We start from the raw sequence: 22,501 nt of genomic DNA on the forward strand, positions 1-22,501 counted from the left end.
AAAGACTTGCAATTCTGCGACATTTTGATAGAATAAGAGGGTAAAGTTAGACCGTATTGCCTACTGTCTATCTATAAAATATATTTTATTGGAGGCTTTTCCTAAAATGGCAAAAGAAAAATACGATCGTAGTAAACCACACGTTAACATTGGTACAATCGGACACGTTGACCACGGTAAAACTACATTGACAGCAGCTATCACAACTGTATTGGCACGTCGCTTGCCTTCAGCAGTTAACCAACCTAAAGACTATGCGTCTATCGATGCTGCTCCAGAAGAACGCGAACGCGGTATCACAATCAACACTGCACACGTTGAGTATGAAACTGAAGCTCGTCACTACGCTCACATCGACGCTCCAGGACACGCGGACTACGTTAAAAACATGATCACTGGTGCCGCTCAAATGGACGGAGCTATTCTTGTAGTTGCGTCAACTGACGGACCAATGCCACAAACTCGTGAGCACATCCTTCTTTCACGCCAAGTTGGTGTTAAAAACCTTATCGTTTTCATGAACAAAGTTGACTTGGTTGACGATGAAGAGTTGCTTGAGTTGGTTGAAATGGAAATCCGTGACCTTCTTTCAGAATACGATTTCCCAGGTGATGATCTTCCAGTTATTCAAGGTTCAGCTCTTAAAGCGCTTGAAGGTGATACAGCTCAAGAAGATGTTATCATGGAATTGATGTCAACTGTTGACTCTTACATTCCAGAACCAGAACGTGATACTGACAAACCATTGCTTCTTCCAGTCGAGGACGTATTCTCAATCACTGGTCGTGGTACTGTGGCTTCAGGTCGTATCGATCGTGGTACTGTACGTGTCAACGACGAAGTTGAAATCGTTGGTATCAAAGACGAAATCACTAAAGCAGTTGTTACTGGTGTTGAAATGTTCCGTAAACAACTTGATGAAGGTCTTGCTGGTGATAACGTTGGTGTCCTTCTTCGTGGTGTTCAACGTGATGAGATCGAACGTGGTCAAGTACTTGCTAAACCAGGTTCAATCAACCCACACACTAAATTCAAAGGTGAAGTTTATATCCTTACTAAAGAAGAAGGTGGACGTCACACACCATTCTTCAACAACTACCGTCCACAGTTCTACTTCCGTACAACTGACGTAACTGGTTCAATCGAATTACCAGCAGGTACTGAAATGGTTATGCCTGGTGATAACGTTACTATTGACGTTGAATTGATCCACCCAATCGCCGTTGAACAAGGTACTACTTTCTCTATCCGTGAAGGTGGACGTACCGTTGGTTCAGGTATCGTTTCAGAAATCGAAGCTTAATTTTATACATTAAGTTTTCCCAAAATAACAATTAGAGTCAGACAACTTCTAATTGAAGCACTCCGTCAAGGGGTGCTTTTTTGATTTCTTTGCTATCTGTAGAAGAACTACATATGGGTCTATAGAAAGTTGATATGGGTTTTTAGTGTATTTCCCTGTCTTAGTCTATACAAACATTTTTATAATTGGAAGTTTTCTAAGACGGAGGTAATCTTGCTTGTAGGTGTTTGAAACTAATTTGTGAAAGGACTAACTTTATTCAAGCAATTTCTTTAAATTACGGTCATTTTATGATAAAATATAATGGTACAATAAAATTAGAAGAGGTATGTGAAATGTCACGTAAACCAATCATTGCCGGAAACTGGAAAATGAATAAAAATCCTCAAGAAGCTCAAGCATTTGTGGAAGCTATTGCAGGGAAATTACCAGCTGAAGATAAAGTGGAAGCAGCTATTGCTGCACCAGCTGTTGACTTGAATGCTTTATTGTGGTTCGCTAAGGATTCTGAACTCAAAGTTGCTGCTCAAAACTGCTATTTTGAGGATGCTGGTGCCTTCACTGGTGAAACATCTCCAAAAGTATTGTCTGAAATGGGTGTCAATTATGTTGTTATTGGTCACTCAGAGCGTCGTGACTATTTCCATGAAACTGATGAAGACATCAATAAAAAAGCGCATGCTATCTTTAAAAATGGCATGACACCTATTATCTGTTGTGGTGAGTCTCTTGAAACTTATGAAGCTGGTAAAGCTGAAGAGTTCGTAGGGGCACAAGTTTCAGCAGCTCTTAAAGATTTGTCAGCTGAACAAGTGGCTTCACTTGTGATTGCTTACGAGCCCATCTGGGCTATCGGTACTGGTAAATCAGCAACTCAAGATGATGCTCAAAAAATGTGTAAAGCTGTTCGTGATGTCGTTGCTGCAGATTTTGGACAAGAAGTTGCGGACAAAGTTCGCGTTCAATACGGTGGTTCAGTAAAACCTGAAAACGTTGCTTCATACATGGCATGTGAAGATGTTGATGGCGCACTTGTTGGTGGTGCCTCACTTGAAGCAGAAAGCTTCTTGGCATTGCTTGAATTCTAAGCTAACTTTTTAGCAAACAACTCAACTTCGGTTGGGTTGTTTTTTTGCTGTTCCATAAACAGCAAGATTTATTATAATATTTTCATCGAATTCAGTTTAATGCTGTCATTGCTACCAGCTTATCATGGTGAAGTTGTAGCTTATATCCCTGTTGATAGATAACTGAAAATGATTAGACGTTTTCTTTCCTATTTCGTTAGTTAATTTATTTGAATAGGAGACAGTTAGTTCTTCTGATAAAAATTCTGCAGTATTCTTCAAATTGAAAGTTACTAAATCATGCCAGTAGCAGTTGTCAGACTTTCAGTTAAAGACGTCTGATATTAACAAATAGGAAACTACTATAGGTCTGATAACTATTTATATTTTGTGATATCCTATTTTTAGAAAGACGGTGGTAGTTCTCTGAGAGATAAACGTAGGATATGAAATCAGAGGCAGTTGATGAATACAGTAAAAGGCTTAGCAACACGTTATCAAAAACGAGATTGCTAAGCCTTTGCTATTTATCAGTTTACCTTTAATTTCGCCTTAAGAGTGTTTTTAAGACTTGATAAGCTTTGTATTTGAGTGGTTTTGGGTAGTAGTTGAAGCTGCCTGGTCTTCTTTCAATGTAACCGTTGAAATTTTGTTTAAAACGTAGGATTCCATCGCTCCCGTCAAAGGTGCCTTCAACGCCCAAAAGATTATAGTTTTTAATGCCACGTTCAATACTATCTTTCATAATATATTCTTGAAGCAGGGCAGGTGCATAGAATTTATTGAATTCAGGATAAGAGCCACTAAAGAAATAGGTTGTTTCTTGTGGCATTTGGATAAAGAGACTGCCTGCTAGCACGACATCTTCATTTCCGTATTTACTGATCAATTCTTTAGCTTCCGCTTTTCGAGTATCAAAAGTTTCTGATTGACTGCTAAATTCACGGTGCTGATTCCGTTTTTTCTCTGAGTTAGGATTTTTTCCTAGGTCCTTTTCAAGTTTAGTAATCTTAGCTTTTAATTTTTCTTGATCTGTTGTTAAGTGATTGAGATAATCTTGAAAGTTTAAGCTTGCTACAAGAAATTTAGCCTTATCTTTAAAGCCATCGTAGAGGTATTCATAGTATTCCAGAGGTTTATCATCGTAATCGCGACGATCAGAAGTAGCAGAGGTGACCTTTTTGAACATATCTAATTCATGACGTTCAAGTTGACGAATAGTTGTACCAAAAGTATTAGCCTTTTTGACAAGTGCTTTACCTTTTTTGCTGAAACTATTTAAAAGTTTGGTTGGTTCAATATTTTCTAAAGATTTGACATAATGCCAGTCGCTACTTTTAAAACCACTTGTTAACCCTTGAAACTGGTAGCCAGCTTCTTCAAAGATAGCCAGTAACTCTTGGTTTTTATCTGATATTTCATTGCCATTATCATCATAATTTTGATAGCTATCATAAGGTTTAACAGCAAGTTCAATAGTGTTATGTTGTTTGACAAATGCTTTTAAACCTTCAAGAAATGGCTGGAGGTATTTAATATCGTCAAATACTGGACCGTAGTGAATTTCCGAATAAAGGCCACCAGCGACAGGGGTGCTATATAAGATTGCTGCGACTTGAACGAGATCGTTATTATCAACGTAACCAATAGGAGAAACCTGATAGCCTCTTTTTTCTAAAAGATATCCCATTTCTGAAGATTGTTCAAAACTTCGATGTCTGGCTTGGTTTACAAAGTTATCGAAAATCTCCCAAGTTAATTCTTTAACAGGCATTTTAATGTTTGCTCCTTAATTTTTTGCGTAAGGTATAGGCGATGTTGGATAGACGGTAAAGCAATGGATTGACGGGGATATTGAATTCGCCCACAAATTCTTCGATCATAGGATTGAATTTGGATTTGAATTGATACAAGCCACCATCGAGTTTGTTTTCAATTCCTCCCATGTTTTGCCATCTTGCTCCCATTTCAAAGGCATGTTGAGCTGTTTCGAACCAAGTCAGTAAAGGGGCGTTAAACTGTCTGTAGTTCTCATCCATTCCAGCATAAATATTTTCTGATGTTTGGCCATAGTTAAGTGACAATGTTGCTGCTAATGGAACGATTTCTTGCCCTTTAGACAATTTATCCTTGAAAAAGGCAATATCTTTTTGGTAACGCTTGATATCGTTTTCGGTTGATTTGACCTTATTTTGGGGAGTTTCCTCGGTAAAGGATTCGTGCAGTTTTAAGGCTGCATTCAGGTTCTCTTGTATTAGTTCTAAACGTTCTTGGAGATTGACGGTTGCCATGGTGATAAAGGCTTGATCACCATAAGTTTCAAGCAACTTTTGGTAGTAGTCTTTCCCGCGTAAATGAATCTGTTTACGATCCTCAGTCTTCTTCATTAATTTAGCAAAATCATCGACTAAATCCATACCGCCAAAGATGATCTCAACACCTTTATTGCGTGATGTGCGAATGCTTTGGCGGATTTTCTTAGGGAGAGCAGCTTCGGAAAAGGCATCAGCATATATATTTGCTTGAAAACGAGGCTGGATATTTTGCGCCAAATCCTCAGTTCTCCCTGTCCATTCAGCACCGGCATCGATCAAATTGTTGATAACTTGCTGACCGAAAGTCTTGTCGCTGGATTCTTCATCGACTTTATGATCGGCTAAGAGAATAAAGGGGTCACACTTGATAAAAAGCGCTTTTTTCTTTTTACCGTATTTTTTCAAGTGTTCAATGACAAATGTGAGGAGTTCTTTGTTGCCATAATCCATAACGGGACCACGAGGGATATAAATCATGGTAAATCCAAAAGGAAGTGGTTGGACTAGTACAGAAGCGACTGCCACTAATTGATCATTTTCGTAGAAACCGATACGATCATTTCCCCAAGTATCTTTAATATTAGCCCAGGAACTAGATTGTAGTATATTAGTCAGTGGATGATTGATTACAAACTGATCGTGTTCTTCAGCAGAAATACCGATTTTTACAGAATATGTCATTAGTTTAATACCCACTCTCTAATAGCATGTGCGACGCCAGATTCTTCATTTGATTTGGTAATGTACTTAGCGATTTTTTTGAGTTCTGGCACACCGTTTTCCATCACAACTGGCGTTCCTACAACTTCAAGCATGGCGCGGTCATTTTCCTCATCACCAATAGCCATAGTCTCTTCCATAGAAATTCCAAGTTGTTTAGCAAGTGCTTTGATAGCATTGCCTTTGCTGACACCTTTATCGACAACTTCAAGGTAGAATGGTTTGGACTTAACCAACATGAAGCGATTTGCAAAATCTTCTGGGATGTTAGCAATCGCTGCGTCAAGAACCTCTGGCTCATCGATAAACATGATTTTAACGATTTCTTTATTTGCCATTTCCTCTGGTGTGCGGTAATAAACAGGCATATCCACCAAGGTTGCTTCATGGATAGTGTATTTTCCAATATCGCGGTTGGCTGTATAAATGCCGTCTTTTGTAATGGCGTGCATATGAACACCGAGTTTTCTCGCCATTAGCTCGATGTCAAGGTACTCTTCATATGAAAGAGGAACCTTGACAATATCAGAACCTGTATCTGTTTCTTGAACCAGTCCGCCATTGAAGGTAATGACATAATCACCTTTGTCACGCAGATTGAGTTCATCAAGCATTGTTGTAACACCTGCAATAGGACGTCCTGTTGTGATGATAATTTTAACACCAGCTGCTTTAGCATCCTGAATGGCAGCAAAAACTTCGGGTGTGATTTCTCTGTTTTCATTTAATAAAGTGCCATCGATGTCAATGGCAACAAGTTTGATAGACATAGTCGTCTCCTTTTTCCGTAAAAAGTGCTTCCTATCTAGTTTACTAAAAAACTGCCATTTTGTCATGGCAGAGCTTAGATTATGGGGTGCTGGTCAGGTGGCCATTAGAGATAAATTTTTGGAAGTTTACCTTGTCTTGTGTGAATAAATCATCTGTTTGCAACATTTCTTTTGGAAAGTAAAATCGTCGGTCACCATGGATATTACCCGATAAAGATGCTACTAGTGGTGATAAGGCTGATAACTCTTCTTTGCTTCCATCTTTTTCAGCGATATCTATCTGTGTACGTGGTTTGTTGCTTTTAGGTTTATAGACATCGTAAGGCAAGTCTAGATTGATGTGAATGCCTGTGTAGTAATCGGGATCAAATCCGGTCTGCCTCACTAATTTTATCATTTCATTTAACTGCGACGCATTTTCCTCATCAAAACTAATTGAAGTTAAGAGCTTGCGATTGATGAATCGGCTAGCCAAGTCTTTTAGAATGCTGTCTTCACTAGTTATCCAGCTTTGAAAATAGGTATTCATGACACCATCGTCTAGAGCTAGGTAGTTTGCTAGACTGGGATTTTTTTCGAAGAATGGGATGAGATTTGGAGATGTCTGTTGAAAGTATTGTGGATGATTTTGATAAAGAAATTTAGCACGTTTTAAAAGATTTTGCAAGAGAACTTCCATAGCACGACTGGCGGGGTGAAAATAAACTTGCATATACATTTGGTAACGGCCAATCAGATAATCCTCTACGGCGTGCATGCCATTTTTAGCAAAAACAATACCATTTTCAACAGGTTGAATAACGCGTAAAATCCTTGTTAAATCAAACTGTCCGTAGGAAGTGCCAGTGTAGTAGGAGTCACGAAGTAAGTAGTCCATGCGGTCACAGTCGATTTGGCTGGAAATGAGTTGAACAACCTGTTTGTTAGCATAGGTATGGTCAATGACACTGGCGACTTTTTCTGGGAAATCAGGCGATACTTGACGCAGGATAGCGTTGACTTCGGTTTCTGGATTGGTAATGATTTCCTGTGTGTAGGCTTCGTGGTCTGTCTCAAAGAGTAACTCGAAAGTATGGGAATAGGCACCATGTCCAATGTCATGAAGCAAGCCTGCTACCATTGTAATGAGAGATTCTTCGGGATTCCATTTATCAGCGTATTGTTGTTCGAAAATCTCTGTTACACGACGGGCAATATCATAAACACCAAGACAGTGGGAGAAGCGGTTGTGCTCGGCTCCGTGAAAAGTATAAGAAGTTGTAGGGACTTGTTTAATACGACGTAGGCGTTGGAATTCTTTGGAATCGATTAATTGTGCAATGATAGGCTCTTTCACATGGATGTAATTGTGGATGGGATCGCGGAAAACTTTTTCTTTCATAGCATATCCTTTCAATGGCATAAGTTGATTTTATTATAGCAAAAATTGCTGGAATCCTCATAAATTGGTACAATGTAAAGACTAAATTGAAGGAAGCTTTTATGAAAATTATCATTGATAACAAAATTATGATGGATCATGACCTTGATATGGTTCATGAGGAAGCAGATGGGGAGTATAAGGAAAAAGGTGAGTTTTCTTATCTCATTTATACTAATTCGGAAAAAGAGCGGGTGGTTCTTAAGTTTAACGAAGAAGAGTTGATGGTTACTCGTTTTAGCAAGCCTCAGAGCATTATGAAATTTGAAAATGGAAATTTTGCGGCAGCCCAAATCCCGTCTCCGTTAGGATTGCAGCGTTTGGTTACTAAAACCACACAATTTGAACTGAATCAATCTGCTCAGGAGTTAATACTTCATTACCAACTGTTACCCCATCCTGAAGCAGAAGAAGCCTTGGCAGACTATCAGATGCGTTTACGCTGGGAAGCGAAATAAAGGATAGTCTATAAAAGTAATCTCAAACAATAATTATCAGATGAATTTAGAGTGTTTTTGCTAAAAAACACTCTTTTTTTAACTTTAAACAAAAAATATATTGACAAATCATCTGATGAATAATAGAATATAGGTAAATAAAAACGCTTTCACAAGAAAGCTTCAAGGAGGCGACTTATGATGAGTCATAAAAAAGATCGAAGTGAAGATGTTACCTACAATCGGGCGAAACTGTGGCAGATTATTTTATTTGCGGCAAATAATACGTCTACCAATATTTATCTGGTAGCCTTTAGTTTTGTTGCTTATTTTTCTACAGGTGTCCTTGGTTTAGCGGCTATTTTTGTTAGTCAGTTGATGGGTTATATTCGTATTTTTGACGGGTTTATTGACCCAGCTATCGGTGCCTTAATTGATAAGACGAATACTAAATTTGGTAAATATCGTCCTATTCTTGTCTTAGGTAACTTGATTACAGCTCTATCATTTCTATTCTTGTTCAATATCCATCATTTTGGTAAAGGAATGGTTATGCCATTGTTTATTGTGGCTTTAATTATCCATAAAATTGGTTATTCTATGCAACAAACCATTACCAAAGCTGGTCAAACTGCTCTTACTAATGATCCCAAGCAACGTCCTATCTTTAACATTGTTGATGGTATCATGACAGCTATTTTATTTTCAGGAAGTCAGATTGTCGTTTCTAGTTATTTAGTCAAAAAACATGGCGGCTTTACGGAAAGTTTCTTTATTGAGTTGATGTGGGAGGTTATCCTTATTTCAGCAGTCCTTGCCGTATTTGCCATTATTGGTATTTGGAAAAAAGATAATTCTAAATACTTTGGACTAGGTGGTGAGAAAAACAAGAAAACATCACTCAAAGATTACTGGCAAGTTATTAAAGGAAATAAACCTTTGCAAGTCCTTTCCTTGTCTGCCGCTCTTGTTAAATTCTGTACACAATTGTTTGGTGATGCTGTTGTCACTGTCATGCTCTTTGGGATTCTTTTTGGTAACTATGCCCTATCTGGTGCTATCTCAGCGATGATGGTCATACCAAATATACTCGTAACAACCTTTGCAGCCAGTGTGGCGCGTAAAAGAGGGCTTCGAAGTGCTTATATTTTAGCTCTGCAGATTGGTATCGTTGGTTTAATGGCTATGGGGGCTCTTCTTTTCTTCGGTGAACAAGGTGGCTTGAGCTTTACAAAATGGACACCGTATAGCGTTGCTTTTGTTATTGCCTATATCTTTGCACGTTACTTCTCATCAGCACCGTCAGGTCTTGTTTTGACGATGGGAGCTGATATTTCAGACTATGAAACGTCTGTCTCAGGGCGGTATGTTTCAGGTATGATTGGAACCATTTTCTCATTAACGGATTCAGTGGCATCTTCTTTTGCACCGATGGTTGTGGGTTGGGCTCTTACTTCAATTGGTTTTGCCAAAGACTATCCAACGGCAGAAACACCTTTGACACCAGAGTTGAAAATGATGACAATTATTTTATTTGCCATTATCCCAGCAGTTTTCTTACTGGTCTCACTTTTCTTGATGAAATTCTATAAACTTGATAAAGAAACGATGGTTCAAATTCAAGAAAAAATTCATACGATGAAAGCGGCTCGTGATAAAGAACGTGCGATGGCTATTGCTAAAAATGTTCCATTGTCAGATATGGATTATGTTGATTTATCAAAATATCCAGTAGATGATAAATAAAATGAATTGCAGTTGCCCTTTTTGAAGCAACTGCTTTTATACTAAAGGAGGATAGAAAATTGAAGAAAAAAGTTGTTGCATTTGGTGAAATCATGTTAAGATTGTCGCCCCCACAACATCAAACATTGACACAGGCTACTCAATTAGACTGTCAGTTTGGTGGATCTGAATTGAATGTTCTATCGACTTTGGGGCAATTAGGGCATACGGTTTCTCTGGTGTCAGCTATTCCTGATAATGACTTGGGACATATGGCAGAATCATTCTTATTTGCTCACCAAATTGGACAAGAACATTTGGTGAAAAGTGGGGATAGATTGGGGATTTATTACTATCAAAAAGGTTTTTCCCTAAGAAATAGTCGTGTTCTTTATGATCGCAAGTTCTCGTCATTTTACGAGTCGCAATTATCAGATTATGATTTAGAGGCTATTGTTGAGGATATGGATTGGCTTCATGTTAGTGGCATAACGGTAGCTTTGAATCCCAATATTTACGCTATTGCTCTTGCTTTAATGACTAAGGCAAAGGAAAAAAATATCCCTATTTCATTTGATTTAAATTACCGAGAAAGCCTTTGGGACTCTTTTCAACAAGCGCGTGACGATCTGTCTAAGTTGGTTGCTCTGGCGGATGTCTGTATCGGGATTGAACCTGTTTCCCTATTGACGGATAAAGGAGGGGATTTGAAGGATGAGTTAGGATTGACGAGACCTTACAAAGATCGTGAGGTTCTGTTAACCGTTTTAGAGACAATGGCTGATCGGTATGGTTTGAAATACATCGCCTTTACAGAAAGAGAAATTGGCGCAACGAATGAGTACTTGTTAAAAGCTTACCTCTATGATGCTCAAGAAGCTATCCTACATGAAACGGATAGGGAGGCTATTCAAGTTTTGGATCGCGTAGGAACTGGCGATGCCTATACGGCTGGGATTATTTATGGATTGCTTGAAAATGTTTCAGTTCCAGAAGTTTTAGAACTCGGTATGGCTAGCTTCAAATTTAAACATACCATTGAAGGTGACATCAATATCGTCACTAAAGATGATATTGAACAGTTTATGAAAAAAGGTGACTTGGATATTAAACGATAAGGAGAAAAAGATATGTTATACCCAATTTTAACGAAAACACGTAATGTTTATGATTTAAATGGTTTATGGAATTTTAAACTTGGTGACCATAATCCCCAAGAGCTCTTAGCTTCAGATGAGGTTATGACTGTTCCGACCTCTTTTAACGATGTGCTTGTAGATCAAGCTAAGCGAGATTATATTGGTGATTTTTGGTATGAACGTTTTGTTGAGATTCCTGATATTACCAAAGAGCAAGAAGCTGTTTTACGCTTTGGTTCTGTAACTCATTATGCCAAAGTCTATGTGAATGGGGAATTGCTTGGAGAACATCGCGGCGGCTTTACACCGTTTGAGGTGCTTATTCCTGATCATTTGATGAAAGAAAGTCGTCTCAAAGTTTCTATCTGTGCAAATAATGAACTCAATTATACGACGTTGCCAGTTGGGAATTATAGCGAAGAACTTCAAGAAGATGGTAGCCTTAAAAAGAAAGTTCAGGAGAACTTTGATTTCTTCAACTATGCGGGGATTCATCGCCCAGTGAAGTTAGTGATTCGCCCTAAAATCCATCTTTCAGATCTTGTTGTCACGAGCCAACTATCTGATGATATGACTTCTGCTGTTGTAAAAGTGGATGTGACCAGCAGTCAGCCTGTCGATGATGTTAAAGTAAGTATTTTTGATGAAAATCAACAAGAAGTTGCCGTCTTGGAAAATGGGCAGGCTGAGCTGCTAGATGTTCGTCTATGGGAAGTTTTGGATGCTTATCTTTACACTGCACATGTTGAACTTATCAAGGATGGTAAGGTTTTAGATGTTTATGATGAGCCGTTTGGTATCCGAAGTGTTCGAGTGGCGGACGGTCAATTCTTTATTAATGAAAAACCTTTTTACTTTAAAGGTTTCGGAAAACATGAAGATACCTTTATCAATGGTCGTGGGTTGAATGAGGCAGCTAATTTGCTTGATTTAAACTTGCTTAAAGAAATCGGTGCCAATTCCTTTAGAACCTCACATTATCCTTATTCTGAAGAGATGATGCGCTTAGCTGATAGACTAGGGATTGTTGTTATCGATGAAGTTCCTGCTGTCGGGCTTTTCCACAATTTTAATGCTTCGCTAGATGCATCTCGAGGAGGCAATGAGACGTGGAAACGTTTAGAGACGAAAGCGGCCCATGAACAAGTGATTAGCGAATTGGTTCAAAGAGATAAGAATCATCCTTCGGTTGTTATGTGGGTCGTGGCTAATGAGCCAGCGAGTCATGAAGACGGGGCGCACGAGTACTTTGAACCCCTAATTAAGCTATACAAGGATTTAGATCCTGAAAAACGCCCTGTAACCTTGGTTAATATCATGATGGCTGATCCAGAACATGATAAAGTTATGGATTTGGTTGATGTTATTTGCCTTAACCGCTATTACGGCTGGTATGTGCATCACGGTGATTTGAAAAAAGCAGAAGAAGGCTTGCGGAAAGAGTTAGAAGATTGGCAAGCGCTTTATCCAGATAAACCAATCATCATGACAGAATACGGAGCAGATACCCTTCCAGGTCTTCATTCCATGTGGAATATCCCTTATACAGAAGAATTCCAAATTGATTTTTATGATATGAATCATAAAGTCTTTGATGAAATTGCCAATCTCGTAGGTGAGCAAGTGTGGAATTTTGCTGATTTTGAAACAAATCTGATGATACTGAGAGTACAAGGTAATCACAAAGGACTGTTTTCAAGAAATCGTCAGCCAAAGAGTATTGTTAGGAGTTTTAAAAAACGCTGGGATAGTGTTCCGAATTATGGTTATAAAGCTAAAAAGTAGTATAATAGCCATAAAAGGTTTAAGTCTAGTGGTAAAAAGTCAATAGAAAGTTGATTAATTTTTAGTTGATTTTTTAGAAAAAAGGGTGCACTAAAAACACCTAGTGAAAATCGCTTTTTTCACCAGCTTATCCAGGACTTGTGCGATAATCACTTATCTTCCATAAGTCTCCTTGGTGGCGTATAGAGTTGGCTGTGTAGTACCGCATCCACCAGACGCACAAATTTTCTAGCGGTTAAGACGATGGTTCGTTTGTGTTGATGTTTAGGAACTTCTTGATACTTCTTCATGTAAAAGGTTTGATACTCACTATCATGTCGCCTCACTGAGTTGGCGGCTTCAACTAAGTAATAACGGAGATAGCGGTTGCCTCGTTTTACAAGTTTCGTATTTTGAGAGTTAGTGTTCCCAGATTGATTCTGTTTCCAATTCAATCCTGCATATTTAGCGACTTGAGGATGGTCTTTAAAGCGTTCAATCTGTCCAATTTCAGCGATAATTCCTGCAGCGTAAACTTTACCAACACCAGGCACAGAAGTTAAACACTGGTATTCAGGAATGACTTCGACCATGTCTTCAATAGCTTTATCAATATCCTTAATCATTTGTTCCAGATTTCTGATTTCTCTAGCCAATAGCCCAAGAATGACATTGACAGAATCCTGTTGGAGCTTAGGCAGGCGATAAGAACCACGAATGGCCGCTTGAATGGCTTTAGCTAGCTTTTCAGGCGCTTTGAATCGTCCTCTTCCTAGCTTCTGAAGAAATTCTGCCAGATCTTCGAGAGCAATAGTGGCTAATTCGTCTAGGGAGTAGTCTTCTGTCATTAGAGAGATGATTGTGCTAGACCAAAGAGAATTCGTTAGATTCTCATTCTTGATTTCAGTTGATAAGGTATTGCACTTGTAGTAGATGTTCTCAATAAAGTGCTGCTTGGTCTTGGTCAACTGCTCAATGAGTTGAAGCCTGGTTCTGGTCAAGTGCTGGAGCGCCATGTATTTCTCTTACTTGAGAAAAGCAGGTGAGAATCGCTCAATACGGAAATAATCGGCAATGTAGAAGGCATCAAGGGTATCATTCTTGTTTTCTTCAAAGGCCTCCCGGTATTTCTTAATCTTATTGGGTTGTTCGACCATGACTTCAACCTTTAGAGCTTTCAAGTCGCTGTCTTCATGAAAAAACATGGCAGGGTGAAAGCTGTAGAGACTGGTGGCTTCCATTCCAATGACGATGCGTTCAAACGAATAGATGTCATTGAGTTCGAGAATTTGTTTCTTGATTTCAGAAGCACCTACTAGGTCATTAGGAAGAGAAGCTGTAAAGGGAGTTGTTGTATCACTCAGCATGATACAGACATCTAATTTGGTAGAGCTAACGTCTAAGCCGACAAAACATTTCATTTGTATTTGGAAAGATTCTTGACTACTGTAAGGTTCCCAGAAACACGTTGGACCAACAGCCTCGCATAAGAGAATTCTAATCACTAGCTCACCTGCCGCCTGTACGCTACTACGTACAGAAGTGAGCGTAATGGAAACAGCTAGTGTGTTGGAAGTAGGGACAACGCTTGGGTAACAGACTTTAAAATGAAGTCTAAGCAACAAGGAGAACAAGAAACAACCATGTGTCCATTCCATGACTCTATTGTTCTGGAAAACCTTGCAATAGTCAAGTTAACGTTATTACAATTATTAAACATTTGGGATTGAAACATCCCCATAAACTTATTTTACGAGGAGAAACAATTATGGCAGCGCGTCCACTGGTTGAGAAAACAGCAGAATGCCTCTTGCAATTTATTTTGGAGCAGGGGTTTGAAGTTGGACAAAAATTACCAAATGAATACGATCTGTCAGAAGTGCTAGATGTGGGGCGTAGTACCGTACGAGAAGCAATTAGAAGTCTTGTGGCTCGTAATATTTTAGAGGTTAGACAAGGCTCAGGAACTTATATTAGTTCAAAACAAGGAGTTGCTGAAGATCCCTTTGGATTTGCTTTTGTCAAAGATCGCGTCAAATTAACGACAGATTTATTTGAATTAAGGTATCTTTTGGAACCAAGAATTGCTGAACGCGCCGCCCAATTTGCTAAAGAAGAAGACATTGAACGTTTGGAAAAACTTGCTCTGGCTATTGAAGAAGCACTAAAAGCTGATGATCCAAAACATTTAGAGCTAGATGTGGCATTCCACAGTTTAATAGCGGAAATGAGTGGGAACATTGCGGTTAAAAGTTTGATTCCTGTGATTAATGAATCCATACAAATCATCAATGAAGACTATACAAATCATCAGATGAAACAGGCTAGTATTGAGGCTCATCGCAATATCGTAAACGCTATTAAAGCAAGGCATCCAATAGGTGCTTATGATAGTATGATGTCTCATATCTTAACCGTCAGACAAACTGTGTTAGATGACTAGTACGACAAGAAAATTGAACTACATGGACTGCCGAAATCTAACGAATGATTAGCTACCTATAGCAAATATAAAAAGATTGGGGATAACCCCAATCTTTTTATATTTAAGCAGAAAATCCTTGACAAATCATCTGATGAATTTTATAATTAATTCATGATAACGATTACAAACAAGGAGGAGTCTATGTTAGATATTCTAAAAGAAAATTATTTCTTTGCCGTTATACGTGGCAAAGATGTAAATGATGCGAAAGAGATTGCGCGACGTGCTATTGAGGGAGGGATTCGAAATATTGAAATCACCTTTTCAACGCCCAATGCTACTCAGGTTATTCGTGATTTGACAGAAGAGTTTGAGAACCGCGACGATGTCGTTATTGGGGCAGGAACTGTGATGACAGTTAAACTTGCGAAAGAAGCGATTGTTGCTGGTGCGAAATTCTTAGTTAGTCCGCATTTTTCTGCTGAGATTCAAGACGTGGCAAAAGAAACCAAAAATCTTTACTTTCCAGGTTGCGCTACGGCGACTGAGGTGGTTACGGCAATGGAAGCTGGCTGTTCGATCATCAAGATTTTTCCTGGAGGCATTGTAGGACCAAGTTTCATTAAAGATATTCACGGTCCGATTCCTCAAGTGGATTTAATGCCATCTGGGGGAGTATCCGTAGCCAATGTTGCTGATTGGAAAAAGGCTGGGGCTTGTGCTGTAGGTATTGGTTCTGCCTTAGCAGCGCGTGTCGCTGATGATGGATATGATTCAGTGACTGACATTGCAAAAGAATTTATTGCAGCTGTAGGAGAATAAGATGGGATTTAATGACGAAACTTTTATGTTAACGAGCGAGCCAGCTCTAAAACTTTATGATCAAATTAAGGATCAACCAATTTTTGACTACCATTGCCATCTTGATCCAAAAGAAATTTTTGAGGATAAGGTCTATGACAATATCGTTGATTTATGGCTGGGTGGGGATCATTACAAATGGCGTCTCATGCGGGCGCACGGTGTCTCTGAAGACTATATCACAGGAGCAGCTTCTAAATTAGATAAGTTCAAAGCCTTTGCGCGCAGTCTCTCACGCTCTTATGGCAATCCTGTGTATCATTGGTCAGCCATGGAGTTAAAAAATGTCTTTGGGATTGATGAGGTGTTAACAGAAGAAAATGCTGAAGATATTTACTATCGGATTAATGAAACGCTAAAAACTAAAAAGATTAGCCCACGTAAACTGATTAAGGATAGTCAGGTGACGTTTATCGGAACGACAGATCATCCTTTGGATTCTTTAGAATGGCATCAAAAATTAGCTGACGATGCTAGCTTTGAAACGACTGTTGCACCGACCTTTCGTCCAGATGAGGCTTTTATCGAACATCGAAACTTTACTGATTTCATTCGTCGATTGAGTCAGGTAACAGCAGTATCAATTGAAGAATTTCAAGACGTTATCAATGCTCTTGAAAAGCGTGTCGCTTATTTTGCTGAAAAAAGCTGCAAAGCAAGTGATATTAGCTTTACCGAGATTGTCTTTGAAGAAGCTGATAAAGAGACTCTGGATAATCTTTTGAAAACTGTTCAAGAAGGTTATCAGCCAAGCCAGTTGGAAATCAATCAATGGCAAACGGCAGTATTTGCAGAACTTTGTCGCCTTTATAAACAATATGGCTTTGTAACACAGGTTCATTTTGGAGCTTTGCGTAATAATCATTCTGGCATTTTTCAACAGTTAGGAAGTGATGTCGGGGTGGATTCACTTGGTGATCAAACAGCATTGGCTATTAACATGAATCGACTTTTGGATCATTTAGCTCAACAAAACAATCTACCAAAAATGATTTGGTATAACTTAAATCCTAGCTACAATATTGTTGTTGCTAATACTCTAGCCAACTTCCAAACTAACGAAGAAGGGATCAAATCCTACCTTCAGTTTGGTGCTGGTTGGTGGTTTGCAGATACAAAGTCTGGTATGCTGAGCCAGATGACAGCTCTGGCAGAACAAGGTATCCTGGCAAATTTTGTTGGTATGCTAACAGACTCTCGCAGTTTCTTATCTTACCAACGTCATGATTATTTCCGTCGTATCCTTGCTTCTTATTTGGGGCAATGGATGGTAGATGGTGAAGTTCCAAACGATTATGACGCTATAGGTCAAATGGCTAAGGATATTGCTTATCACAATGCTGTTGAATATTTTAACGATTAAAGAAAAAACTTATCGTCAGCAAGGATCTTGCTAGAAGATAACTAAGGTATGGGGGAATTATTATGAAAATGTCATTTCGTTGGTACGGGAAAAATGATCCTGTGTCACTTGAAGAAATTAAAGCCATTCCAGGCATGCAGGGGATTGTAACAGCGGTTTATGATGTGCCTGTCGGACAGGCATGGCCTTTAGAGAATATCCTTGAACTCAAAAAAATGGTCGAAGATGCAGGTCTTGAAATTACAGTTATTGAATCCATTCCTGTTCATGAGGACATTAAGCAAGGGAAACCCAATCGTGATGAATTGATTGAAAATTATAAAACGTCCATCAAAAATGTTGGAGAAGCTGGTATTCCGGTTGTTTGTTACAATTTTATGCCTGTTTTTGACTGGACGCGTTCTGATCTGAATCACCCACTTCCAGACGGTTCAACCTCACTTGCCTTTCTCAAAGAAGATTTAGAAGGGGTTGATCCAGTGGCAGATGATTTGAACTTGCCAGGTTGGGATTCATCTTATTCAAAAGAAGAGATGAAAGCGATTATTGAGAATTATCGCAATAATATTTCTGAAGAAGATTTGTGGGCTAACTTAGAGTACTTTATCAAAGCGATTATGCCAACAGCTGAAGCTGCAGGTGTTAAAATGGCGATTCACCCTGATGATCCACCGTATGGCATCTTTGGGCTTCCACGTATCATCACTGGTCAAGAAGCTGTTGAGCGCTTCCTTGATATTTATGATTCGTCAAATAATGGCATTACCATGTGTGTGGGTTCATATGCATCAGATCCTCAAAATGATGTGATTGCCATGACAGAATATGCTCTAAAACGCAATCGTATCAACTTTATGCACACACGAAATGTTACTGCGGGGGACTGGGGTTTTCAAGAAACCGCGCATTTGTCGCAAGCCGGTGACATTGATATGAATGCTATCGTGAAGTTATTAGTTGATTATGATTGGAAGGGCGCTCTCCGTCCAGATCATGGGCGTCGTATCTGGGGTGATCAGACCAAGACTCCTGGTTATGGCTTGTATGATAGAGCGCTTGGTGCAACTTACTTCAATGGTTTGTACGAAGCTAATATGCGAGCAGCTGGTAAAACCCCTGATTTTGGTATCGCTGAAAAAACGGTTGGGGATAAATAATCCTCTTGGCTTACTATTTTTCTATCTAAGAGAATAAGAAAGGATAAAATCATGTCTAGAGTTATTGAATTTAAAGATAAAGTTGTTGTTGTTACAGGTGCTGGTGGTGTTCTTTGTGGTTATATGGCAAAAGAGTTTGCCAAAGCGGGTGCTAAAGTAGCGCTTTTAGACCTCAATCAAGAAGCAGCGCAAAAATTTGTTGACGACATCGAAGCTACTGGTGGGGTTGCTAAAGCCTACAAAGCCAATGTTTTAGATAAAGACAACCTTGAAGAAGTACGCCAAGCGGTTCTATCGGATTTAGGTCCGACAGATATTCTTGTCAACGGGGCAGGGGGAAATAACCCTAAAGCAACGACAGACAATGAGTTTCACCAAACAGATTTGCCTGAAGGAACAAAATCATTCTTTGATTTAGATAAAGCTGGCATTGAGTTTGTCTTTAATCTTAATTACTTAGGAACCTTGCTTCCTACTCAGGTTTTTGCCCAAGATATGGTGGGACGTAAAGGAGCAAATATCATCAATATTTCTAGCATGAATGCCTTTACGCCATTAACTAAGATTCCTGCCTATTCTGGTGCTAAAGCTGCTATTTCGAATTTTACGCAATGGTTGGCAGTGCATTTTTCAAAAGTTGGTATCCGCTGCAATGCTATTGCCCCAGGCTTCTTGGTAACCAATCAAAACCGTGGTCTTCTCTTTAATGAAGACGGTTCACCTTCAGAACGTGCGGAAAAAATTCTTCGTAATACTCCGATGGAGCGCTTTGGAGAAGCTGAAGAATTAATTGGTGGTCTTTTCTTCCTAGCGGATGAAAATTCAGCAAGTTTTGTTAATGGTGTCGTCCTTCCAATTGATGGTGGCTTCTCAGCCTATTCAGGCGTCTAATATGATTTAAGCGCTTGATGCGTCGTTGGTGATTGTTCATGGTTTGAAAAGATAAAGGAGTTTTTATGGGTGAAATGATTACCTTGGAGCTAGAAAAGCTAGACAAGATACGTGATATAAATCCTCGTTTGGTTTCTTATAATGTTGAGTTTGCAGAAGTGACAGGTGGAACTTTCTGGAAGTCTTATTCAGAAGAGCAAATTGCTGGAACGGAAGATTTTTACGTCGAACCTTCTGATGAAGGAATCGCAGCGATGTATAAGGACCTTATGCAAGAGTATGATCCGATTGATTTGTCAAATGAGAAACTACGCTATTTGACAAAAGAATTGGGAGAAGCATGGGTACGTGTCTCAGGAACTTGGTCAACCAAAACGTATTACGATTTTGATGGTGAAACTGCTGGAGTAGCGCCACAAGGTTATCTGAATGTTTTAACAAAAGAACAGTGGCTAGGTGTTTTGGATTTTGTTAAAGCAGTTGGTGGACATTTGAAAATTTCCATGGCTAACTGTCCCGGTTTACACACGGCGGAGGAACCATGGCATCCGAGTGAAGCTGAAAAAATCTTTGCTCTAAGCCAGTCATGTGGTGTACCGATAGAAGCTGTTGAATTTGCCAATGAACCCAATATCCTAGAAGACACTGGATTTCCAAAAGGCTACACAGCAGCACACTATCGCCGTGACCAAGACCTTTTCTTCCAGTGGTTAGATGAGAATTATCCGGATTGCTTAAAAGTAGGACCAAGTTCGACAGGTGGAGATGATATTGTCTTTGGAGATCCAAGCCAGCAAAAAGGTATCGGGGGCATTGAGCAGGTTGCTCATGAAACGGTTAACTGTGAAGATTTGTTAGAAGGAACGAAAGTGCCTTTAGATGTCTTTTCTTATCACTACTACAATGGGGTTTCGGAACGTCTGGCTTCTGTAATGCCAGCAGGGCATTGGTCAGTGGAAGCTGCCTTGTCAGAAACCTATTTAGCTGTAGCTTCAAACTTTTGTAAAACCTACCTTCCCCTACGTGATCGATTCATTCCGGGGGCAGAAATGTGGGTAACAGAGTCAGGAGATGCTGGTGGTGGCGGCAATACTTGGGCGTCAACCTATCTTGATGTGCCGCGTACCCTTAATGAGCTGGGAACATTTGCTTGTTTGACAAATGGCGTTATCTTCCATAACACCTTAGCCTCTTCTGATTATGGTTACTTGGCACGAGAAGTGTTTGATCCACGTCCGAACTATTTTGCAGTTCTATTTTGGAATCGATTGATGGGTTCAGAAGTATTTGATAGTCAAATTCCAATCCATGAAGGGGCGCATGTTTTTGTGCATTCACGTAAAGATGGACAAGATGGCAAAGCAATTTTGGTCATTAATAATTCAGAAACGAAAGCTACTACCTTGGCTTTGGAAAAAGATGCTCAAGTATATCGCTTGTCAGGAAAAGACGGTGACAAACGTGCAAAAGAAATGTGTTTGAATGGTAAGGTCTTGAATTTAGATGAAGACAACAAATTACCGAATTTAGAAGCAGAACTCATTTCGGCTGGCGAGTTGGTGATTGCCCCTACAGAATGTGTGTTTGTGATTGTTTGATGAATAAGAGTGGGAGTGGGACAAAATCGTGATGTCAAAGAAATCGATTATCCTCACTCCGCTATATCTAGGTTCGGGCTAAAATAATCCACTGAATTATTTTACTCCCACCTCCGCAAGGTTGACGAGACTTGTATAGTCTTTTGAATTAACTTTGATGCTTCGTTACTTTTGACTTGCCCTACCCATACGCTTCGAAAATCAAAAGCAGATCTTATTGACTTGATTTGATGAACTCCAGTTCTATCTGCTATCTGTGTCGTCTAGTTTTCTTTTGGTTTTCATTGAGTATCAAGTACAGTCCGAGTCTTTTTGTTCCTTGTTTGAAAGTTAATTCATTTTACAAGTCCGACAATTATTGCACTAAACTATTCTACTTAGTTAAAACTTAATGAGGTAAGGTACTTTGCTTCCTGCCTCACGTTATCAGAAATCTTTAGATGATTAAGAGTGCTCTATCAGACTGCTATAGCGGTGAGGTTGCTAGATAGTATTTATACCATAGAAGGATAAGAAACGATTGAAAGGTTAGATAATCTAATACCAATACCTTTTTAGTAGCTTCATTTTCAAAGAATTTCAGCTAAAACGATTGGTACGGTCTGTCTTATTTTTGGGCGAAATACCGTTGCCAGAAAACGCTGACTTCTGGGTAAAAACGGATTGTCTGGCACTCTGTTTTAATCCTTAAGCAGCATTGCATTATCAGATGAAGATAAGAATGAAAGGGGAAAAATGTCTAAACAGCAAGAATATGTCTTTTGCGTAGACTCAGATGGCTGCGCCATGGATACCATGACCTACAAACATCAGCTCTTTTTTGGACCACTAGCAGCTCAGTTTTTCGAGGTTACAAAAAAAGAAGCTTTTTTGAAAGAGTGGGATAATATCAACCTTTACTCTCGTACAAGAGGCGTCAATCGTTTTGTCGGATTGGTGATGGGGCTAGAGTACGCAGGTCTGGGGGGCATTGATGCTTTGAAGAACTGGGTAGCCACTACCACATCACTATCAAATGCGTCTCTGGAGCAAGCGTTGGCTCAACAACCATCAGATGATTTACAGAAGGCATTGGATTGGTCTAACGAAGTCAATCGGCAAATTAAATCTTACAAGGGTGAGGCACTTGCTTTTGAAGGTGCTCGTTCAGGCTTAGAAAAACTTCACGAGCTTGGGAAGGTGTATGTTGTCTCTTCAGCCAATCGTGAAGCTGTCGAAGAGGAATGGCGCGATCAAGGCTTGCTAGAGTATGTCGATGACCTTTACTGTCAAGACCGTGGTAAGAAAGAAGATGTTATTGCTAGCTTGCTACAAGATGGCTATTCAAAAGATCATCTTGTAATGGTGGGAGACTCACCTGGTGATTTAGCAGCAGCTGAGCAAAATAAAGTGGCTTTTTACCCTATCTTGGTTGGTAAAGAAGCAGCATCTTGGAAAGCATTACAAGAAACATTTTCACCAGCTTTTGTCGCTGGTCAGGTAACAAAAGAAGGCTTAGAAAGCCTAAAAGAAACGTTTTGGAAACATTTAGATTAGGAGTGATACG

At 39.4% G+C, this 22,501-nt stretch carries 17 protein-coding genes and 1 pseudogene; 13 read left to right on the forward strand and 5 right to left on the reverse strand.

Translation table 11 applies throughout. The features are described 5' to 3' along the window. The first annotated feature begins 106 nt into the window (after positions 1-106). Positions 107-1,303 (forward strand): elongation factor Tu, encoded by a 1,197-nt coding sequence (gene tuf, locus G574_RS0102630; protein ID WP_029690847.1) that lies wholly within the window; start codon positions 107-109, stop codon positions 1,301-1,303. 335 nt (positions 1,304-1,638) lie between these two features. After that, the gene (tpiA, locus tag G574_RS0102635) at positions 1,639-2,391 is read left to right on the forward strand and encodes a triose-phosphate isomerase (RefSeq protein ID WP_029690848.1); all 753 of its coding nucleotides are present in this window, start codon (positions 1,639-1,641) and stop codon (positions 2,389-2,391) included. A gap of 520 nt (positions 2,392-2,911) precedes the next feature. On the opposite strand, the gene G574_RS0102640 is transcribed toward tpiA, so the two are convergent. The 4 genes from G574_RS0102640 to G574_RS0102655 all read right to left on the reverse strand — a co-directional run bounded on the left by G574_RS0102640 (position 2,912) and on the right by G574_RS0102655 (position 7,556). Then, complete coding sequence (locus G574_RS0102640) at positions 2,912-4,144, reverse strand: aminoacyltransferase (RefSeq protein ID WP_029690849.1); 1,233 nt, start codon at positions 4,142-4,144, stop codon at positions 2,912-2,914. A 1-nt stretch (position 4,145) separates the two neighbouring features. After that, a complete protein-coding gene (locus G574_RS0102645) occupies positions 4,146-5,366 on the reverse strand; it encodes an aminoacyltransferase (protein WP_029690850.1) in 1,221 nt (406 codons plus the stop codon). After that, positions 5,366-6,175 (reverse strand): sugar-phosphatase, encoded by an 810-nt coding sequence (gene yidA, locus G574_RS0102650; RefSeq protein WP_018380379.1) that lies wholly within the window; start codon positions 6,173-6,175, stop codon positions 5,366-5,368. Before yidA ends, G574_RS0102645 begins: the two co-directional genes overlap by 1 nt. Positions 6,176-6,254: 79 nt before the next feature. After that, positions 6,255-7,556, reverse strand: a complete 1,302-nt coding sequence (locus G574_RS0102655; protein ID WP_029690851.1) for an HD domain-containing protein — start codon at positions 7,554-7,556, stop codon at positions 6,255-6,257. A gap of 101 nt (positions 7,557-7,657) precedes the next feature. On the opposite strand from G574_RS0102655, the gene G574_RS0102660 reads away from it, so the two are divergent. From G574_RS0102660 to uidA, 4 genes are all read left to right on the forward strand, one after another. Further along, positions 7,658-8,053, forward strand: coding sequence for a YwiB family protein (locus G574_RS0102660; RefSeq protein ID WP_018380377.1), 396 nt, complete (start codon positions 7,658-7,660; stop codon positions 8,051-8,053). A 177-nt stretch (positions 8,054-8,230) separates the two neighbouring features. Continuing rightward, positions 8,231-9,778 carry an MFS transporter gene (locus tag G574_RS0102665; protein ID WP_029690852.1) on the forward strand — a complete coding sequence of 516 codons (1,548 nt, stop codon included), beginning with the start codon at positions 8,231-8,233 and terminating at the stop codon, positions 9,776-9,778. Positions 9,779-9,837: 59 nt separating this feature from the next. Further along, complete coding sequence (locus G574_RS0102670; protein WP_084677569.1) at positions 9,838-10,875, forward strand: sugar kinase; 1,038 nt, start codon at positions 9,838-9,840, stop codon at positions 10,873-10,875. 12 nt (positions 10,876-10,887) lie between these two features. Then, positions 10,888-12,681, forward strand: coding sequence for a beta-glucuronidase (gene uidA / locus G574_RS0102675; RefSeq protein WP_029690854.1), 1,794 nt, complete (start codon positions 10,888-10,890; stop codon positions 12,679-12,681). A gap of 149 nt (positions 12,682-12,830) precedes the next feature. Here uidA and G574_RS10705 read toward each other — a convergent pair. After that, positions 12,831-14,081: pseudogene (locus tag G574_RS10705) on the reverse strand (IS110 family RNA-guided transposase). Positions 14,082-14,428: 347 nt separating this feature from the next. Here G574_RS10705 and G574_RS0102685 point away from each other — a divergent pair. From G574_RS0102685 to G574_RS0102715, 7 genes are all read left to right on the forward strand, one after another. Next, on the forward strand, positions 14,429-15,103 hold the full coding sequence (locus G574_RS0102685) for a FadR/GntR family transcriptional regulator (RefSeq protein WP_029690855.1): 675 nt from the start codon (positions 14,429-14,431) through the stop codon (positions 15,101-15,103). 183 nt (positions 15,104-15,286) lie between these two features. After that, positions 15,287-15,907, forward strand: a complete 621-nt coding sequence (locus G574_RS0102690) for a bifunctional 4-hydroxy-2-oxoglutarate aldolase/2-dehydro-3-deoxy-phosphogluconate aldolase (protein ID WP_017768719.1) — start codon at positions 15,287-15,289, stop codon at positions 15,905-15,907. Position 15,908: 1 nt separating this feature from the next. Beyond that, entirely contained in the window at positions 15,909-17,309 is a 1,401-nt protein-coding gene (gene uxaC, locus G574_RS0102695) for a glucuronate isomerase (protein ID WP_029690856.1), read from the forward strand. A 62-nt stretch (positions 17,310-17,371) separates the two neighbouring features. Further along, positions 17,372-18,466, forward strand: coding sequence for a mannonate dehydratase (locus tag G574_RS0102700; protein ID WP_017768721.1), 1,095 nt, complete (start codon positions 17,372-17,374; stop codon positions 18,464-18,466). A gap of 51 nt (positions 18,467-18,517) precedes the next feature. Then, complete coding sequence (locus G574_RS0102705; RefSeq protein WP_017768722.1) at positions 18,518-19,357, forward strand: SDR family oxidoreductase; 840 nt, start codon at positions 18,518-18,520, stop codon at positions 19,355-19,357. Between the two features lie 65 nt (positions 19,358-19,422). Further along, a complete protein-coding gene (locus tag G574_RS0102710; RefSeq protein WP_029690857.1) occupies positions 19,423-20,955 on the forward strand; it encodes a hypothetical protein in 1,533 nt (510 codons plus the stop codon). A gap of 735 nt (positions 20,956-21,690) precedes the next feature. Then, positions 21,691-22,491: an HAD family hydrolase gene (locus G574_RS0102715; protein WP_029690858.1), complete on the forward strand. Its 801-nt coding sequence runs from the start codon at positions 21,691-21,693 to the stop codon at positions 22,489-22,491. Positions 22,492-22,501 lie beyond the last annotated feature (10 nt).

This window comes from Streptococcus hyovaginalis DSM 12219 (genome assembly GCF_000420785.1).
In the GTDB taxonomy this organism is placed as follows: domain Bacteria; phylum Bacillota; class Bacilli; order Lactobacillales; family Streptococcaceae; genus Streptococcus; species Streptococcus hyovaginalis.

What these genes read in the sequence shown, in the direction of transcription:
- tpiA (WP_029690848.1), top strand. Translation starts at nt 1,639, where the DNA reads ATGTCACGTAAACCAATCATTGCCGGAAACTGGAAAATGAATAAAAAT.
- G574_RS0102660 (WP_018380377.1), top strand. Translation starts at nt 7,658, where the DNA reads ATGAAAATTATCATTGATAACAAAATTATGATGGATCATGACCTTGAT.
- G574_RS0102715 (WP_029690858.1), top strand. Translation starts at nt 21,691, where the DNA reads ATGTCTAAACAGCAAGAATATGTCTTTTGCGTAGACTCAGATGGCTGC.
- tuf (WP_029690847.1), top strand. Translation starts at nt 107, where the DNA reads ATGGCAAAAGAAAAATACGATCGTAGTAAACCACACGTTAACATTGGT.
- G574_RS0102645 (WP_029690850.1), bottom strand. Translation starts at nt 5,366, where the DNA reads ATGACATATTCTGTAAAAATCGGTATTTCTGCTGAAGAACACGATCAG.
- G574_RS0102700 (WP_017768721.1), top strand. Translation starts at nt 17,372, where the DNA reads ATGAAAATGTCATTTCGTTGGTACGGGAAAAATGATCCTGTGTCACTT.
- yidA (WP_018380379.1), bottom strand. Translation starts at nt 6,175, where the DNA reads ATGTCTATCAAACTTGTTGCCATTGACATCGATGGCACTTTATTAAAT.
- G574_RS0102665 (WP_029690852.1), top strand. Translation starts at nt 8,231, where the DNA reads ATGATGAGTCATAAAAAAGATCGAAGTGAAGATGTTACCTACAATCGG.
- G574_RS0102640 (WP_029690849.1), bottom strand. Translation starts at nt 4,144, where the DNA reads ATGCCTGTTAAAGAATTAACTTGGGAGATTTTCGATAACTTTGTAAAC.
- G574_RS0102655 (WP_029690851.1), bottom strand. Translation starts at nt 7,556, where the DNA reads ATGAAAGAAAAAGTTTTCCGCGATCCCATCCACAATTACATCCATGTG.
- G574_RS0102690 (WP_017768719.1), top strand. Translation starts at nt 15,287, where the DNA reads ATGTTAGATATTCTAAAAGAAAATTATTTCTTTGCCGTTATACGTGGC.
- uxaC (WP_029690856.1), top strand. Translation starts at nt 15,909, where the DNA reads ATGGGATTTAATGACGAAACTTTTATGTTAACGAGCGAGCCAGCTCTA.
- G574_RS0102685 (WP_029690855.1), top strand. Translation starts at nt 14,429, where the DNA reads ATGGCAGCGCGTCCACTGGTTGAGAAAACAGCAGAATGCCTCTTGCAA.
- G574_RS0102705 (WP_017768722.1), top strand. Translation starts at nt 18,518, where the DNA reads ATGTCTAGAGTTATTGAATTTAAAGATAAAGTTGTTGTTGTTACAGGT.
- uidA (WP_029690854.1), top strand. Translation starts at nt 10,888, where the DNA reads ATGTTATACCCAATTTTAACGAAAACACGTAATGTTTATGATTTAAAT.
- G574_RS0102710 (WP_029690857.1), top strand. Translation starts at nt 19,423, where the DNA reads ATGGGTGAAATGATTACCTTGGAGCTAGAAAAGCTAGACAAGATACGT.